The organism is Marinimicrobium alkaliphilum, assembly GCF_003259155.1.
Classification (GTDB): domain Bacteria; phylum Pseudomonadota; class Gammaproteobacteria; order Pseudomonadales; family Cellvibrionaceae; genus Marinimicrobium_A; species Marinimicrobium_A alkaliphilum.
In genome coordinates this window covers 614,316-631,114 of record NZ_QGMQ01000001.1, presented here as the reverse complement: position 1 = coordinate 631,114, position 16,799 = coordinate 614,316, and the positions used below count along the sequence as shown (strand labels likewise).

Annotated in this window: 12 protein-coding genes; all 12 read right to left on the bottom strand. The window is 46.9% G+C overall.

Annotation, left to right across the window (positions count from 1 at the left end; all coding sequences use genetic code 11):
- Positions 1-138 precede the first annotated feature (138 nt).
- The 12 genes from cysC to DKW72_RS02750 all read right to left on the bottom strand — a co-directional run bounded on the left by cysC (position 139) and on the right by DKW72_RS02750 (position 16,471).
- Positions 139-735, bottom strand: coding sequence for an adenylyl-sulfate kinase (gene cysC, locus DKW72_RS02805; RefSeq protein ID WP_111640773.1), 597 nt, complete (start codon positions 733-735; stop codon positions 139-141).
- A complete protein-coding gene (locus tag DKW72_RS02800) occupies positions 735-1,172 on the bottom strand; it encodes a GDP-mannose mannosyl hydrolase (protein WP_232522290.1) in 438 nt (145 codons plus the stop codon). The genes cysC and DKW72_RS02800 overlap by 1 nt, the downstream gene beginning before the upstream one ends.
- A gap of 10 nt (positions 1,173-1,182) precedes the next feature.
- On the bottom strand, positions 1,183-2,250 hold the full coding sequence (locus DKW72_RS02795; RefSeq protein WP_111640771.1) for a glycosyltransferase family 10 domain-containing protein: 1,068 nt from the start codon (positions 2,248-2,250) through the stop codon (positions 1,183-1,185).
- Positions 2,250-3,491 carry an exostosin domain-containing protein gene (locus tag DKW72_RS02790; protein ID WP_111640770.1) on the bottom strand — a complete coding sequence of 414 codons (1,242 nt, stop codon included), beginning with the start codon at positions 3,489-3,491 and terminating at the stop codon, positions 2,250-2,252. The genes DKW72_RS02795 and DKW72_RS02790 overlap by 1 nt, the downstream gene beginning before the upstream one ends.
- A gap of 11 nt (positions 3,492-3,502) precedes the next feature.
- Positions 3,503-4,477: a GDP-L-fucose synthase gene (gene fcl, locus DKW72_RS02785; RefSeq protein WP_111640769.1), complete on the bottom strand. Its 975-nt coding sequence runs from the start codon at positions 4,475-4,477 to the stop codon at positions 3,503-3,505.
- Between the two features lies 1 nt (position 4,478).
- A complete protein-coding gene (gmd, locus tag DKW72_RS02780) occupies positions 4,479-5,597 on the bottom strand; it encodes a GDP-mannose 4,6-dehydratase (protein ID WP_111640768.1) in 1,119 nt (372 codons plus the stop codon).
- 288 nt (positions 5,598-5,885) lie between these two features.
- A complete protein-coding gene (locus tag DKW72_RS02775) occupies positions 5,886-7,277 on the bottom strand; it encodes an HAD hydrolase-like protein (RefSeq protein WP_111640767.1) in 1,392 nt (463 codons plus the stop codon).
- 14 nt (positions 7,278-7,291) lie between these two features.
- Positions 7,292-10,897 (bottom strand): glycosyltransferase, encoded by a 3,606-nt coding sequence (locus tag DKW72_RS02770; protein WP_111640766.1) that lies wholly within the window; start codon positions 10,895-10,897, stop codon positions 7,292-7,294.
- A 115-nt stretch (positions 10,898-11,012) separates the two neighbouring features.
- The gene (locus DKW72_RS16325) at positions 11,013-11,966 is read right to left on the bottom strand and encodes a hypothetical protein (protein WP_157960375.1); all 954 of its coding nucleotides are present in this window, start codon (positions 11,964-11,966) and stop codon (positions 11,013-11,015) included.
- Between the two features lie 5 nt (positions 11,967-11,971).
- Positions 11,972-13,270, bottom strand: coding sequence for a hypothetical protein (locus tag DKW72_RS02760; protein WP_111640764.1), 1,299 nt, complete (start codon positions 13,268-13,270; stop codon positions 11,972-11,974).
- Entirely contained in the window at positions 13,267-15,033 is a 1,767-nt protein-coding gene (locus DKW72_RS02755) for a coiled-coil domain-containing protein (protein ID WP_111640763.1), read from the bottom strand. Before DKW72_RS02755 ends, DKW72_RS02760 begins: the two co-directional genes overlap by 4 nt.
- 31 nt (positions 15,034-15,064) lie before the next feature.
- The gene (locus DKW72_RS02750; RefSeq protein ID WP_269777870.1) at positions 15,065-16,471 is read right to left on the bottom strand and encodes a mannose-1-phosphate guanylyltransferase/mannose-6-phosphate isomerase; all 1,407 of its coding nucleotides are present in this window, start codon (positions 16,469-16,471) and stop codon (positions 15,065-15,067) included.
- Between the last annotated feature and the right edge of the window lie 328 nt (positions 16,472-16,799).

Sequence of the window (16,799 nt, the reverse complement as noted above, 5' to 3'; positions counted from 1 at the left end):
TCATAAGCCTTGACACTTCTACAACGAACAATCCGCCGTTTTATAAACTCGTTCCTGGCTCGTGCGAATCGGGCCTTAGCTTTACAAAAAAACATTCGTAAGATCCTTAGTAAAACGATCAATCAAAAAAACACTCAGCTAACGAGCAAGCACTCCCCGTCGAGTCAAAACCTCGATTATCATAGAAGCGCTTGTTGATGGGTCTATTTTCTCTCCATCTATCGTCAAATCAGGATCTTTCGGTTCCTCGTAGGGCGAACTGATGCCCGTAAACTGATCAATCACACCCGCCCTGGCTTTTCGATAAAGGCCTTTAGGGTCCCGTTGCTCACATACGGCAAGCGATGTGCTGACATAAACCTCGACAAACTCCCCGTTCTCAAACAATCTTCTGACCAGTTGCCTTTCACGCTCAAATGGAGAAATGAACGAAGCGATGACTATCAGGCCTGCATCCACCATAAGGGCCGCAACTTCTCCCACCCGACGGATATTCTCTATTCTGTCAATTTCATCAAACCCCAAGTCCGAGCAAAGTCCTTGCCGGAGGTTATCTCCATCGAGCGAATACGTATGAAACCCTCTATCATATAGCGATTTTTCGAGGGCTGAGGCTATTGTTGACTTTCCGGATCCGGAAAGCCCTGTCAACCAGACCAACGAAGATCGCTGATTTTTAAGCAATGAACGTTGAGATCTATCTATAGACGGCTCATGAGAATAAACGTAGGCCACTAGACGTCGTCCTGATCAAAGTATGCCTTGGTGTTGTCGTGGACATTTTCCGAGGACAGTAGTTCATCAACACAAAACCACCTGTAATCTGCATGCTGGCTATCCGGAAGCTGCGACAAATCCGGATCAATAAAGACCTCATAAGCAATCACAACGTAGTGAGTACCAACGCTGTCATCAAAAGACGAATCGTCGTACAAGTGCTCAAAAACGCCAAGGGGCTTAGCGTCTTCCAACTTGATTACATTTCCAAACTCTGCAACGCTCAGGCGTTTGAATGCCTCACTCAACCGTTCACCTTTCAGAATGCGCCCCCCTGGGACAAACCAATAACCCTTTGCGGGCTTATTGGTGCGCTTCCCTAAAAGAACATCTCCGGCATTGTTGCGCGCCACAAAATCAATGGATACTAACGGCGCACTTCTCACCACAGCCATGAATGCTTCTTTAGACAGATACATCGCGAACTATACTCTCATCGTCACAAATTTCCCGAAACTCGTTCTCAATTTCATCAATTACCCGCTGACGCTCGCTGGCAAGCAACGCAGCAGAAGAAAACCGATTTGCCAGTTGGCTCTGAGCGTACTGATAGTACTCAAGAAACCTGGGAGTCACGTTAAAGGTCACCATCTTCTCCAAGGCGTCATCTACACTCAACCCAGAAAGGTTGATATACGACTCTCCAGGGAGCCAGCTGTGTAAACTATGATCAGGTTGAGCCACATACAGCGGAATACCCACACATGCGAACGCATCGAAGAGCTTCTCGGTAACGTACAGCCCCTGATGTGTATTCTCGATCGCGGAAATATAACGACATCCCTGATCCAGGGCAGCGAGCTTTTCAAGATGCCAATCAGGCAGTTTCTGACGTACAGCTCCGGGAACCCATCCTTTCCCAACCAACCGAACCCCATTTTCAACACGATAAGAAGATTCTTGCGCCAAACGCGATCGAAACTGGCACAATCCTTCGACACCGGTATCTTTATGAGAATACGAGAATTTGTCAGACAATCGCTTCTCAGCGTAAAAAGCCGCCCAAATTGGTGCTGCCTCCCATATACGGGCCAGTTCCGACGATGTTAAATTACTGTTCCGCCTAAAACATAGACTGTAGCGCGCAAAGAAACGGTCATCTGTTGTAATAAAGTAAGGAAGCGTTTCATACTTGTAAACACAGCTATTGACATGATTAATAGCGTAATAGTCAATCTCCTCACCACTCACATCTCGAGACAGCTTCTTCTTACGGTAGTCTCCGCTCCAAAGCGTGTCCCAAAAGGGTTCCTCAGAAAGCACCACGATTTTTACTGCTGGGTTTATGCGCCGGGCGGCCTGTATCGCTGGCAGGCTCTCATGAAAGTCTTGTACATAGCCAAAAACCAAAAGATCCGGGCCGTCCTCCAGAGCAACAGGAAGCATCCCTTGAGGAAGCATATTTTGATAGGGCGTGTAGGACAGGGGTGTTCTATGGGCGTGCTTTCCCGTTAGACAGTATTTAACAGGCATCAACGATCTCCCTCAAGAGATGACAACAACTCTCGATATAACTCCCGGTCGCGCTCATCTAAACCACTGAGGTAAGCCGCGATATTATCACTCAACTCCGCACCAGCGATGCTTTTGATGTGGCAACGGGTTTTCTCAGGCTCTAGCAATAGCGCGGTCACCATCGACTGCATATACAACGACCGCTGAGTTTTCTCCGCTACAGTAAAACCAGGAATATTGCGATCCGAGGGGGAATAGAAACACTGTTTTTCTGGCAGGATTTCGTTGGGTGCCAGCCAAACATCGGGATTGGAAAAAAAGGCAACCAAATCATAGACAAAGGTATTAATACCATAGCAGAAACGAATCTGACGCAGTGCGTCCAGGCGACGCTCCATATCACACGAGTTGGCGGCTATCTCCTTGAGACGATCCGGCAACTCAGTAATGGCCTCCCGAGACTCACCACAGAAAACGGCCGCTTGCTGCCAGAGTGATGGTAACCCTGGAGGGAGATAGGTATCGGACAGAATAACGGGAATTATTCCTGCATGCACGCACTCCCAAAGCCTAATCGAATTCGGACCTGTACCGGAGGGACAGAGTGCGAACTGAGAACGACTGAGGACATCCGCGTACTCGCGTGAGGCCGCCTCACTGGTTAGTGGTTCTTTTGCGTCATCTATGCGTGCGTGTATCTGGTGATCATAAACAACTTTGTTAAAATGCCACTTCTCCCGCAAACATATGTAACCCTCAGGGCTTTGTGACAGGCACTCCCCGATCCATGCACGACAGTGTGTCAAGTACCATTGATTGGACGCAGCTCCAACAAAAGAAAAGAGCAGGTCCCTGTCCTGCACGGGTAAAGCTGGAACCTTCTGCACGGGATAGAGCGGAAACGGCCATGAACGGATCGACGACCCAGGCAAAAAAGTACCTTTACCAACCGCATGACTCCAAAAAACATCAGTTATGCCAAAGTCAGACAGAATGTGTAAAAACTTGAGCAAATCGATATGCTGGCAGACTGTTACAACCCGTTTCCCAACTGGAATCTGCGATTTCAAGGCCAAGAGTTCATCTTTGAGGTGCGCTAAATGTACTGCACCTCGAGCCTCAGCATCAAACAACGTCGCCCAAGGAAACGCAACGTAAACCGCATTATCTGAGGTGGGCAGGTATTTAACCGCCTGGTGATACGCGTGCTGCTCGGTGATGGCCGGGAACTGCCACTCCGCATCATAAACTACAAACATAAATGGCTACTTTACCGACGAAAGCGATCCTGATGACCCAAGAACCACGCGTATGCGTCCTTCAAGCCCTCTTCGAGAGTAATCGACGCCTTCCACCCTAGAGCAGCAAGACGCGAAACATCCATTAACTTACGAGGAGCTCCGTCCGGCTTGGATGCATCCCATTCAATCGTACCTTCGTAACCGACGACGCGCGCAACGGTTTCCGTGAGTTCCCGAATCGTACAGTCCACGCCTGTGCCGACATTAATATGACTCAGCATAGGCTGAGTGTTCGCATTGTAGGCTTCATCGTCCAGGCACATAACAAATACGCTCGCTGCCGCCATATCGTCGACGTGCAAGAACTCCCGCATCGGCGTGCCTGTACCCCAAGCCGACACTGTTGGCGCATCAGCCAGTTTGGCTTCGTGAAACCGGCGCAATAACGCGGGGATTACATGACTATTATCGGGGTGAAAGTTATCATTCGGCCCATAAAGGTTGGTCGGCATCACACTCCTATAGTCCCTTCCGTACTGCCGATTATAACTCTCACATAGTTTAATACCCGCAATCTTGGCAATCGCATAGGGCTCATTGGTCGGCTCCAAAGTCCCTGTCAGCAGCGCATCTTCCCTCATTGGTTGTTCTGCAAGTTTCGGATAGATACAAGAAGACCCCAGAAACAGCAACTTCTGAACACCCGCCTGGTGGGCCGCGTGAATAATATTCGCCTGAATCATAAGGTTCTGGTAAATAAAATCCGCGGGATACTCATTGTTGGCATGAATGCCACCCACCTTTGCAGCCGCCAAGTAAACCTGATCAATATCGCGGGTCGCAAAGAACTGAGATACAGCGGTCTGATCCAACAAATCGAGTTCGTCTCGGCCTTGCGTGATAATATTCGTGTAACCCAAGCCCTCTAAATGACGAACGATCGCTGAGCCCACCATTCCACGATGCCCAGCGACGAAAATATTGGCTTCTTTATTGTCCGCCATTTCAATTCTCCACAGAAACCGTTACATGATGCCCGTGGGCCTTCAAGAAAGCATGCCGCTTAGAGACTTTCAAATCTTCCGAAACCATCTCCGCGCACATTTCCTGCACAGTGATCTCCGGCTCCCACCCCAAAACCTCTTTCGCTTTTGTCGGATCGCCCAGCAAGGTTTCAACCTCAGCCGGCCGGAAGTACCGTGGATCTACCTGGACAATGACGTCTCCAGCCTTAACGAATGGTGCAGCATCTCCCTCCACCCGCTCTACGATACCCTTTTCGTCGGCACCCACACCTTCAAAGCGCAAAGTAATACCCAGCTCCGCTGCCGACCACTCAATAAACTGACGCACCGAATATTGCACGCCCGTAGCAATGACGAAATCTTCGGGCTTATCCTGCTGCAGCATCATCCACTGCATACGGACATAGTCCTTGGCATGCCCCCAATCCCGCAGCGCATCCAGGTTACCCATGTAGAGCCTGTCCTCGAGGCCTTGCGCAATATTGGCCAGACCTCGTGTAATCTTACGGGTTACGAAGGTCTCACCACGACGTGGCGATTCGTGGTTAAAGAGAACACCATTGCAAGCATACATACCATAAGCTTCACGATAGTTTACGGTGATCCAATACGCGTAGAGCTTGGCTACGGCATAAGGCGACCGTGGATAAAAAGGTGTTGTTTCTTTCTGGGGTGTTTCTTGCACCAGACCATACAACTCTGAAGTAGATGCCTGGTAGAACTTGGTCTTTTTCTCCAAGCCACAGATACGAATCGCCTCTAGAATTCGTAATGCACCCAGTCCATCAACATCGGCGGTATACTCGGGCGCCTCAAATGATACTGCCACATGAGACTGAGCGCCAAGGTTGTAAATCTCGTCTGGCTGCACTTCCTGAATAATACGAATAAGGTTAGTCGAATCAGACAAATCGCCATAATGGAGCACGAAATGCTGGTTATCGACGTGAGGGTCCTCGTAAATATGATCGACACGCTGTGTGTTAAAAAGCGAGCCACGACGTTTGATACCATGAACTTGGTACCCTTTCTCTAATAGAAACTCGGCCAAATACGAACCATCTTGACCGGTTACTCCAGTGATAAGCGCTCTTTTCATCTATACCATAACCCCCGCAATCAAAAAATTAAACTCAACTGATTATATAGCTTAAAAGAGTCAATACTCGTGTCAGTGCCACCCAATGAATTTTTCGATGCTTGGTATTGTTAACTTAGAAAGTCCGCATAAACCGCTTCTAGTACAAGATTCGCGAACAACTAAAATTTATTACCTTGAAAGGAAATATCTTGGCCAACCAAAGATCTATAGTAACCCGGACATAGGCATTGACACTTTACCAGGAAGATTCTGAGGCCCATAAAACACAAGCCGTGAAAACCTACTTTAGGCCGAACCCTCTGGCTCGCGTTGCTGTGAAATAATAGACTCCAGATAATCCACCAAATCTTGAAGCTCATCAAACCAAACATCCTCTTTAGTTGACAGGTCTCCATAGCCCCAGTTTGCATAAACGAAGTGAACCCCGGCCCTATGAGCTGATTCCTTATCAACCTCCATATCACCGACATAAATAGTCTTGTAAGGATCCACGCCCACAGCGGCGCAAGATAGCAACAGAGGATCAGGACTGGGCTTACCTCTCCCAGAGGACACATCTTCGGGAGAAACATGACAGTCAAAAATCTCATCACCAAAGAAAGACCGAATTATCTCAACTGCCCTGGCCCTTTCCTTCGAAGTAACAACGGACAATTTTACACCCGACCGCTTCAGCCTTCCGAGCAACTCAATAATAGCCGGATTGATCTGAATCAAGTCTCTATTTTCCATTGAAAACTCGTTATAAAACATCCGGATATCGTCATGCTGCTTTTCCGGAATACCCATATCACTTAAGATATCGCCAAAAGGCTTCCCTATACCCTTTTTGTACTCATCAAATTTATAACCAAGAGACAATTTATTCATAGCGTGCATCCAGGATTTCTCCATTAAAGGAAGAGAATCAATTAACACACCATCAAGATCAAAGGCAACATGCTCAATTATTCCCTCAATTGAGCCCATGCTTGCCATATCAACATAAAATCGGTCTCCCGAAAAGTCAGCTTCTTCCTCAGGGTTGTATCCGAACATATGCATCGCAAGCTTAAAATCTTTAGGCTCATCGATATCAATAGCCTCCTTAAAGCCTACATCAACCAAAAACGGCTTTTCACCGATCCGAGTGCCTCGCTCCAAATAGTCACTCTTCCTAAAGATGTAAAAGCCGCTCGTTTCGCAGAAAACCGGATCAAGCAATTGCGTCTGAATCATATCAGAAGGGTCGTAATTTAACGGCTTTCCCTTGAACCAAGAATAGGTCTTGTGAGACTGCACAGAGAACGCACAATCATACTCCCCTGACATAACTGCCGAAAGTCCTCGAGAAATAGAGTCTGGAGAAATGTAGGGCCCAGTTGCATGGCAAAGCACAATTACTTCAGCATCAATCTTCTCTACCGCAAACTCAAACAACTCATTGGCCTTAACAGCATCTCCATCTAAGGATTTTGGCCTCATAAGAAGCTCGACTCCTTGAGGCAGAAGACCAAGGACTTGCGGCTGGCTCGTATAACAATAGACCGACGAAAGAGCCTGTACATTCGTTAACGTCTCAAATATGTGTGACGCCAAGGGCTTTCCACCCAACTTAAGAAAATTTTTATTCGGAAGCCTTCTGGAGTTTAGCTTCAGCGGAACAAACGCGGCCACACGCCCATAGGTAAGACTCATCAATAAACTCCTAATCAGTTTAGCTCTACAAGTTTCGCATCACATAACGCGATACTCCGCTCGTAAAGCGAATAGTTTTCCATAAAATGTAACAACTTATATATGCGCTTAGCTTCTTTGTAAAGACCTTGTCTAAACAAGTAGTTTGCATATCTATAGTTGATTGAATCGAAAGAAAATTCATTTATTATAAACTCGCTCAACATAAGCCATGAATTGTTCGCGTGATACGCTAAAGCTCGCTTAACAAGATCCTTCTGACTGAATTCAGTAGAGCCAATAATCTTACTGACAGCATCAACAACAGAAGCAGGATCGCTATCAACACAAAGACCAGACTTATAGTGAGAGACAACCTCTGACAACCACGTTCCGTCAATAGCAATAACAGGGATGCCCAAGTAGAGGGCATCAATCACTAGCCCTGACGTTCGATACCCGAAGCCTTCTGGCTGATATGGCAGCACTATAACTCCAGCACTCGCCAGAAAATTCTTGAACTCTTCGCTAGATAGCTCCTTTGGGATCAAACCTATACCTTCATCAATTTCATAGCCAGGCTCGTCTCTGACCCAGCAAGAGTATCCGAGAGATGAAAGCTGAGTCGCCGCCTCTAAACCTATTTCATACCCTTTGTGAATGGTAGACGCGCCAGGAAAGATCACTTCTTTATTACCTCCGCCTCGCTTGATCAGCTCTCGCTGATTGTCGATCTCCAGAATAATACTTGAGAGAGATGAAAACTCTGAATCCGACAGCGCGGTACAAGGATGCGGGGCTACTGGCACCAAAGCCCCACAAGCACTCTCGACTAAGCGTTGGACACCCGCCGTCGGAGCTGAAACAACTACTCTTCCCTTTAGCTTCTCCGCTTTATCAAAGGCCTCCCTTATGGCCGCTGAATACTCAACACTCCCAGTGTCTTTAATCATTTCCCAAAATAGGTTCAAGTGCACATATACTGATCCATGGTCTCTAGCGAGATCGCAAAGAACTGACAAATGATGAACACTTGCAGTATAAAAATACAGAATAATTTTAGACCCACGTGTACACTCTACGAGCTTTCTAAGACCCTCCTCCACCTCCCGACGAAAAACCTCCATATTTGTAGCGATAGTCCAAGAATTCTTATCAAAGCACTTAATATATCCCTCACCCCCGCCGTCATCACCTCCAACTTTAATGTCATTCCGGCAAAGTATCTTTGTTAGAATTCCTTTGGCATTAAAACTTTCTGACAACTTTGCATCATAAGCCAAATAATGCCCCCTATAATCAACGCCATCCGGGTCAAGAATGGCAACGACACTACCGCTTTCCCTCAAAAATTCTTCATTATGATCCGTTTTGGCATCCAAAGCCTTGTGAGCTAGTAAGTCTCCATGCTCGACCACCTTTTGTTTCGAAAGAAGTTCCGTTCCTACAGACCTAACACCCTCTATAAGAATTTTGTTATCTTCACTATCACCACCTAAGAACTCCAATCTACATCCGGTATGAATCTCAGAAAAATCAAACGATAACGATATACAGTTCTCGCCTTTGCTTACCGGGACGGAAAAATTTTTTGACTCAAACCTTGTTCCCCCGTCTCGACAAATTCTAAACCTAAGCCTGTCGTCATATCGAGACACAAGACTCAAATGAAACGAAATAGAAGATATGGCCGATATATCAAAACGGCACCTAAGGATTAAATCCAAGTCGGAAGGAGCTTGCTTCACACCTATGGGGTTAAATACGCCACTAAACTCATCACAAGAAATCAAACCATTATCAAGGACAATGGTTTCTGACTTCATGGAAGGCAATTCTAAAACGTTAGAATTGCCTTCACTCATAATGTATTTAAAAATAAGAAGAGCATCAGAGTGAGCAATTCTCTCTTCAACATCTGCACCATCAACATTCACAAAAGATTGCATTGGGTATGAGGAACAAAAATCTTTAAGCGAATAGGCCGCATTCAGGTTTGATAGAAAATTTTCATAGTTAAAGTCATCACCGAAACCTGAAACTTCCCACTCTATCATTCCCCCGCTTTCAGCATGAGAGCGGACTCTTGAAACAACTTCCTTTCCAACCCCAAATTCAGGTCCAGAGACCTTTACAGTAAGCACATCAAACGAGTATCTCCTCACACAACCCCTTGGCAAACAGAAAGCAATGGCCTCCTCAAACGACCTGACTGGATCATCGATTCCCGAGCTTCCTATCCAAACTTTTCCTTGAGAAAAACGTCTAATAGTTTCTTGAGAAACAGAGATCTGAGGAAAACTCTCAGAAAGTTCAGACAACAACCTCCAAACAAATTTACTATCCACAGCAGAGGCAATACCCCCAGCGCGACTGCAAGTCATCGAAAAATCGGAACCCACCACATTCGATCCAGAAACTCGCAACAAAGCGACAATGCTTTGACTCAAAGCCTCAGATATCGGGATATCACGGAAAGTCGCTGACAACTTCTCTAAGTTAAACCCTGCACCAACAACCTCCGCGCCACTCCCATCCACCCCTGAACTGGAGAGCGCCACAAGCGAAGTTCTTGGGTATAGAACACTCAAAAGCTGAAATTCCTTATTAAATGCCTTCGCGTCATTCAATGGATTTGCTAACGCAAGAACATTCTTAGCACAACTCGCATTTTCTAGGGAGTCCAATAAGTCACCAAAGGTTTCATCGCTCCCGATAGCTGTTACTCGGCAGCCAGCTGCTCCTGTAAACTCACAAATCCTGTACTCGCCGGACTTTGGAAGTATCAGATAAACATCGCCAAACAGCGATCGATTATTCTTACTAGCAATAAACCGCTTCGTCTCACTGTAGCCAAATCGCATAACATCAATGAGCACAACAGCTTCCGTTTTACTCTTAAACGAATGCAAACTTCCTTTTGGGAAAATTCCGTGACTACTAAGCGGACTCAAGTCGATAACTTCAGCTCTCAACGAATGACTTTGGCAATACCGATGCACCGACAGCAACGCGTCTTCGTGAAACTGCCGACCTTTAGCTTTTGCATAACCAGGATTGTTAGGTATCTGATACTCATCCCCCTTTTGCTGGTAGTCAGAAAAAAAGTAGTTTGGATTGAATTTTGGCGTTTCAGATACCCTTAACCCTAACTTTCCGAGACTTTCATCTTTTTCTGACTCAGAAATAATCTCAGTACTAATTCCGTCGATGCCAATAGTTGCGATGTATTCTGACCCTTTACTTAACATCCACCTTATTGCCCACCCCCCAGTACTAACTGGGCAATTTTGAAAAATAGAGTGCTCTCTTCTTGCCTGAGAATACCATACAATATTCTTATGGAGCTCCAGTTCAGGATACACCTCCCTTAAAGAATCTTTCAGGAAAAACTGCCGTATAAGACCCTCATCCACAAGCCTAACAATATCATGAGCGATATTTTTTATAACCACATCATCCATGCATATGTAGTATGTTGGCCTAAATCCCACCTTGTCCCAAAACCTGAATGCGGAGTTCATTCCTACCGTGGTAATACCTCTCAACCACGGCGAACTAAAATCAAGCAGTTTTGCAGACGGTCCATTACCAACAACCAAGACCGGACCACACAGTTTTTCTCCGTCACCCAAGCGCATAATATTTCTCAACAAGTAAACACTTTTCCCGCATAGCGGAGGCCTTTAAGTTCGACCCCACAGCTCATTACGACTTTCATAAATCTAGAAGACTTTCAGATTAACACACCTTTCTTCAAATCTCTAAGTTAGCCATTTTCTTCATCAAGCGCCGATAACCCTCTGAACGACATAGCTCCTTTTCCAACTCATCAGAGACAACTTCCCTCTTCCTCTCTGATATCAAATCTCCCTTTCTGCCGCTGTCACCCGACACGCGAAAAGCTCCAAATGTATCCTCAAAAGAGTCATCAAAGGGTAAAGACAGCGCTTCACACACCCCTAACATCACCTCTTGAGGACTATGTATAAACTTTTCATATGAAAAAATAGATGAATCATCCTGATCATCTATAAATTTCTCGTATCTTTTGCAATATTCATCAAAAGTTTTCGGACAAAAATGCAACCAGTTGTTTTTCCTTAGCCCCATAAAGGAATCTATGGGGTTCCTGACGGTAGTTACAACACTCAAATCAAAATCGTCTCTTAGCACTTCAGAGACGGAACAACCTTTTACATCATCGACGCAATAGTCCGAATGACTATGCGAACGGACGACGAGATAACCTCCAATTTGATCAACATGGTGACTTGCCAGCTTGACACTTTCGAGAAATATTTTTCCAGAAAGACTCTCAACCTCTGGAACACCTGAGTACCTTGCTTGAGTAACAACATCTGAAGGTGTAAATTTGGGGGTATCACCACTCATATGCAGAAGTGTTCTAGGGTTTAGCTCACTTAGCAAATATACATTCGGCATCGCCGATAGACATTTTGAAACTAAGGTTCCCCCACTGCAAGCCAAGTGCCTAATAACCCTGAGCTTTGGCTTACCAATAGATTTCGAGCGCAGAGCTACTGTCTCGCAACGATGCAAGAGACTACTCGCATCAATCAGCGATCTTACTTCAAAATGCACGTTCTTATTCTGCTCCCCCACACCCGAATGCCCCTCCAGCAACTCGAGCGCACGAACCAGTTCATCCTGCAACGAAAGTAGATCTACACGACCATTGAGATTCATACAGCTCAGTACTCACTCAATAGATTGGGGTGATCCTTCTGGAGACGCTTCAGAAAACCAGAGGCTTGCGTAAGCTTTTGATGCAACTCCATAATTAATTCAGTCAGCTCCCTCTCTCTAGTTTGAAGGGCGGAGTACCGCTGACTTAGCTCACTATGATCCGCCCGCATCTTGGTAAGCAGCTTAGCCTGAACACCGTTAGTTCTCTCCGAGTTCGAAAGGCGATCTTTCAAAGTCTCAGAATACTCACTTAAACTTCTCAATTTCTCTTCGCAATCTTTCAAGGATCTTTCGGCGTGTTGAAAAGCTTCTTCACCTTTAGTTTTCTGATCGATCAAGCTCAGAACTTTTGATTCAAGATCAACACAAGCCCTTTCTGCAGTTTCGGCCCTCATAGCCAGATCATTTATTTCATGTCTATGTTTCTCAACAAGATCTACTTGGACTTCTTTAAATTTTTCGATATCAGACTGGAGCAGCTTGTTCGTATCAGATTGAAGAGAAAGCTTTTCTTCCAGACACTCAACCTCTGCCACCAACTCTTCTCTCTCGGCCTCCGCACGCTCAACTTTATCTGAATACTCAGAAACCTCTTTTTCTAACGCATAGATATCTGCACAACTCGATTTTTTGTACTGTTCAAAATCAGTTTCAACTATTTTCTTCTCGTTTTCTAGATCAGAAACACGATTCTTAAGATCACCAACGAGCCTTTTATACGGGTTTAGTAAAAACACCCAAATTTTCGAGCCTGGAGCAGAACCCTCAGAAATCTCCACATCATAATCACTTATACTTACCTCTCCAGCGCCCTCTACAAACAAGCGCTCGTTTTGGTATAGAGAGTAGTCAGCTCTTCCAACCAGAACAATTTCACTAAACCTATTCTGATGCTTAATTTCGCACAACTGACGAAAGATGTTTACCTCTTCACCATTTGCTTGGATGACCAACTTATTTTTTCCTTCGCTTCCAAGCTGATATCGATCGACCAATTCATCTACAGCTAGTGTTTTAATCACGTGCTCATACTTCTGGCGCAAACCAACCATAATACTCTTCAGCCCACTAGGCTGACGGACACTTGAGTACTCCGGTAAGCTGAACTCGAAAAGCTGGTTTAAGGAGGGATCGGTAACCACCGCGAGCTCTTCGATTTGTACATTTTTTCGACCAACTGATTTCCTACGTAGCGCTTCAGCTGCCGAAGGTAGAGGCTCGATAAGCACTATACGCGAGTAATTTTCGTCAAAATAGGGCTCTGGATCGCTACCCGCACCGATTACAATGAGTGTATTTGTCATACCTTAATCGCCCTACTCTCATTAAGCTCTGACTTGGTTTGACGGCCTTCTTGTTTTCCATGGAGTATATAGTGTACCAGCGGATTCATTCCTGATTCAGCGACGTCAGGGTTCTGCGACAGATACCATTGGGTCGAGAAATTCGCACTGGGGTCACGTCCTTCTGAGGCACCGCAAACAATATAGTGCTCAATCGGCATAATGGGCTCCGCCGCCACATCGGGATATTGCTCCAGGTACCAACCGGCATCAAACATTTTCGAATTTTTGATCGCCCGCACCTGATCGTCAACATCGTGCTTTTGTCGAGCCCGCTTATAGGAACCAGTCGCTAGGGCGGTTACGCTGCGTACCGGCGCAACAATACGCCAGGATTTACTGTCCTTTAACTTTTCAATTTCGATACTCAGGACCCACTCAGCATGCTTTGACGCTTTTAGTTCTCGCTCCAGCTGTTCAGCACGCAGTGTGGCCGTGCGTTTTGCGTTGCTCAGAATTTTCAGTTTTCTGTTTTTTCCCGCAATACTACCCTGCGCCTCTTCCAGCATTTTTTCCGTGCGGCTACGGCTAACTTCCAACTGGGCTGACTTGGCACTGTAAGCTTTCAGATCTTCCTGAACCTTCGCGAGGTGATTTTTGACCAATTTTAGCTCGTCTTCTTTAGTACGAAGGTGTGCATCTCGCTCTTCGAGTTTTATGGCTGATGCTTCCAGTAATTCTTGCGTGTTTTGGAGGCGTTTCGCCTGCTCGTCATACCTGACTGCAGCCTCTTTGTTTTCCAGCTCTAGCGTTCCTAGCTCTTTTTGTGCGTCATTCTGCGATTTTTTTACAGCAATGAGTTCAGCTTTCAGCTTCTTTTCATTTTGAAAAAGATCTTCAAGATCTTCCTGCGTTTGATGAAGCTGAAGTAAAAGCAAGTCGTTTTCAGATTTCAAGGTATCACGCTCGTCGCGCCTCTCTTCAAACTCCCGCTTTTGGCTTTCAATTTCTCTACTCAAGGCAAGTTCTTTTTCTTCAAAGGCCCCATGAAGCAGGTCAACTTTCTGCTCTAAAGCACTGATTTTTTGAATAGCGTCTTCACGCTGCTTAGCCTCAATCTCCAGCTCCTCCTGTACTTTATGAAGCTGTATTTCAAGCGACTCCGCTTCGGCCTTAAGCGCATCCTGACTCCTCTTCGCTTGGGCCTCCGTGCGCCGCTTGATATCAGTCAGCGCATCCGACACATCTACAACGGGCGCACAATACCCTTCGTCATTCAAAGGTATACTCACTGCTTCGAGCAAAGAGCATAGACGCTCAACACCTTCCTGCTGCTGTGCATAAAAAGACCCTGCCATTAACATCAACGGAGAGGCACGAGGAAGATCAACTTGCTCAGCTTGATAGGCCGCCCCCCCCTTGTAGCCGACGCCGGAAAGCCACTGCTCCAACCCGGCCGGCTCCTGCGCCAAAGCAAACGCATCGACGAGCAACGTATTGGCTCGATTATCTTTCTGAAAAGTGAGCATATGCTGGACTGAATCGCACCACTCAGAAAGAGCACTTTCAATACTGGCGCCCTCCTCCAGTGCTGCGGCCAAGGCGCGCTCCGGCCTGATGTGTAGCAGTATATAGATTGCGTTTCCCTCAACCACTTTCTCGATATCTGACTTCCGATACCAGGTCTCTATGTCATCGTCCTTTGCGGACAACCCCAGCGGGGCCAAGACAGTCGAGAGCTCTTGCCAGGGGGTGTAAGGGGTTGCTCCGATGATTAAGGCCATTCCGGCTTGCTCCAAAATACGCAGTTAATGATTACACGCGGCCATACACGTCTTTGAATCGAACAATGTCGTCCTCGCCCAGGTATGAGCCACTCTGGACCTCGATAAGCTCAAGCGGGATTTTCCCGGGGTTTTCAAGTGCATGAATATGGCCAAGGGGGATATAGACGGATTGGTCCTCCGTAAGCAGTTGGGTCGTTTCACCAATGGTCACTTTGGCTGTGCCGGACACAACAATCCAATGCTCTGCACGGTGGTGATGCATTTGTACGGAGAGTTTTTCACCAGGTTTTACGGTAATACGCTTTACTTGGTAGCGCTGACCGTTATCGATGGAGTCGTATTTCCCCCAGGGACGGTATACTTCACGATGGAGCTTATGCTCGCTGCGCGCATTACCCCTGATTAGCTGAACGATATCTTTGACCGACTGCACATCGTTCTTGTCCGCTACAAGTACGGCATCTTTGGTTTGAACAATAACAAGGTCTTTGACACCTACTGTGGTAACCAAAGCGTTTTCGGCAAAAATCAGGTTGTCCTGGCTGTTGTGACTGATCACATCGCCCTGATTGGCATTACCCGCTTCATCTTTATCAGCAACCTCCCACAGGGCCGTCCATGAGCCAACATCGCTCCACCCAGCATCCATGGGTACGACAACGGCAGAATCTGTGAGCTCCATGACCGCATAGTCGACTGACTCTGCAGGGCACGCACTGAACTCTTGCTCATTCACTCGAATAAAATCGAGGTCAGCACCCACCTCGGCCATGGCACGCTCACAAGCTGCGTGAATGTCCGGCCGCAGCCGCTTCAACTCGTCCAGGTAGCGGGCCGCCTTGAAGACAAACATCCCGCTATTCCAGTAGTATCCGCCATCAGCGACATACTGTTTGGCCAGTTCGAGGTTGGGCTTTTCTACAAACTGCGCCACTTGAAAGGCCTTTTCACCCTTTTTATCCCCGCGCTGTATGTACCCGTAGCCGGTTTCCGGACCCTGGGGCACAATACCAAAGGTCACAAGAGCACCTTGCTCTGCTAACGGGAGGGCATTGCGTACAGCCTGCTGGAATGCCGGGGTAGATTTGACGACATGATCAGCTGCAAGCACCAGGATAATCGCATCCGGATTTTTCTTTGCGGCGGTCATCGCTGCCAAGGCAATAGCCGGCGCGGTATTTCTGCCCACAGGCTCCAGAATGATGTTGTGCCCTAAATGGCCGGATTGCCGCATTTGCTCGGCTGCGATAAAGCGATGCTCTTCGTTGCAGATCAAAAGCGGCTCTTCAAGTTCCAGTCCTTCAAGGCGCTCTACGGTTTGTTGGAGTAAAGTGCTGGTGCCGTTGAGTTTCAGGAATTGTTTTGGGTAGAGCTCACGGGACATGGGCCAAAGGCGGGTTCCGCTGCCCCCGGCCAGGATTACGGGATAGATCACTGCTATTCCTCGACTTCGATTCGTTGTTTTGTGGTTGTTTAATGATGTCTGGTTTGGTTGCCACAGGTGTCGGATTACGCCCTTTGGGCTAATCCGACCTACTGGGGGCATTGTGCCTTTGTTCCTGGTTTGGGTGCCTTGGGTGTCGGATTACGGCCTTTGGCCTAATCCGACCTACTGGGACCTTGTGCCGTCATGAATAGTGGAGATGGCGGCATTTTCTTCGAAGTTTGGTGTTTTTCCGGGCTTATGTTGCCTGGTTGCGCACGCTACCGCCTACCTTGTCGGTGGTATAACCAGGAGGGGGGCGCCAAATTTGTAAAGGGAT

Excerpts from the sequence above, each read along its gene's own strand:
- DKW72_RS02800 (WP_232522290.1), bottom strand. The coding sequence starts at position 1,172 with ATGGCTGTGGTGAGAAGTGCGCCGTTAGTATCCATTGATTTTGTGGCG.
- DKW72_RS02795 (WP_111640771.1), bottom strand. The coding sequence starts at position 2,250 with ATGCCTGTTAAATACTGTCTAACGGGAAAGCACGCCCATAGAACACCC.
- DKW72_RS02790 (WP_111640770.1), bottom strand. The coding sequence starts at position 3,491 with ATGTTTGTAGTTTATGATGCGGAGTGGCAGTTCCCGGCCATCACCGAG.
- fcl (WP_111640769.1), bottom strand. The coding sequence starts at position 4,477 with ATGGCGGACAATAAAGAAGCCAATATTTTCGTCGCTGGGCATCGTGGA.
- gmd (WP_111640768.1), bottom strand. The coding sequence starts at position 5,597 with ATGAAAAGAGCGCTTATCACTGGAGTAACCGGTCAAGATGGTTCGTAT.
- DKW72_RS02775 (WP_111640767.1), bottom strand. The coding sequence starts at position 7,277 with ATGAGTCTTACCTATGGGCGTGTGGCCGCGTTTGTTCCGCTGAAGCTA.
- DKW72_RS02770 (WP_111640766.1), bottom strand. The coding sequence starts at position 10,897 with ATGCGCTTGGGTGACGGAGAAAAACTGTGTGGTCCGGTCTTGGTTGTT.
- DKW72_RS16325 (WP_157960375.1), bottom strand. The coding sequence starts at position 11,966 with ATGAATCTCAATGGTCGTGTAGATCTACTTTCGTTGCAGGATGAACTG.
- DKW72_RS02760 (WP_111640764.1), bottom strand. The coding sequence starts at position 13,270 with ATGACAAATACACTCATTGTAATCGGTGCGGGTAGCGATCCAGAGCCC.
- DKW72_RS02755 (WP_111640763.1), bottom strand. The coding sequence starts at position 15,033 with ATGGCCTTAATCATCGGAGCAACCCCTTACACCCCCTGGCAAGAGCTC.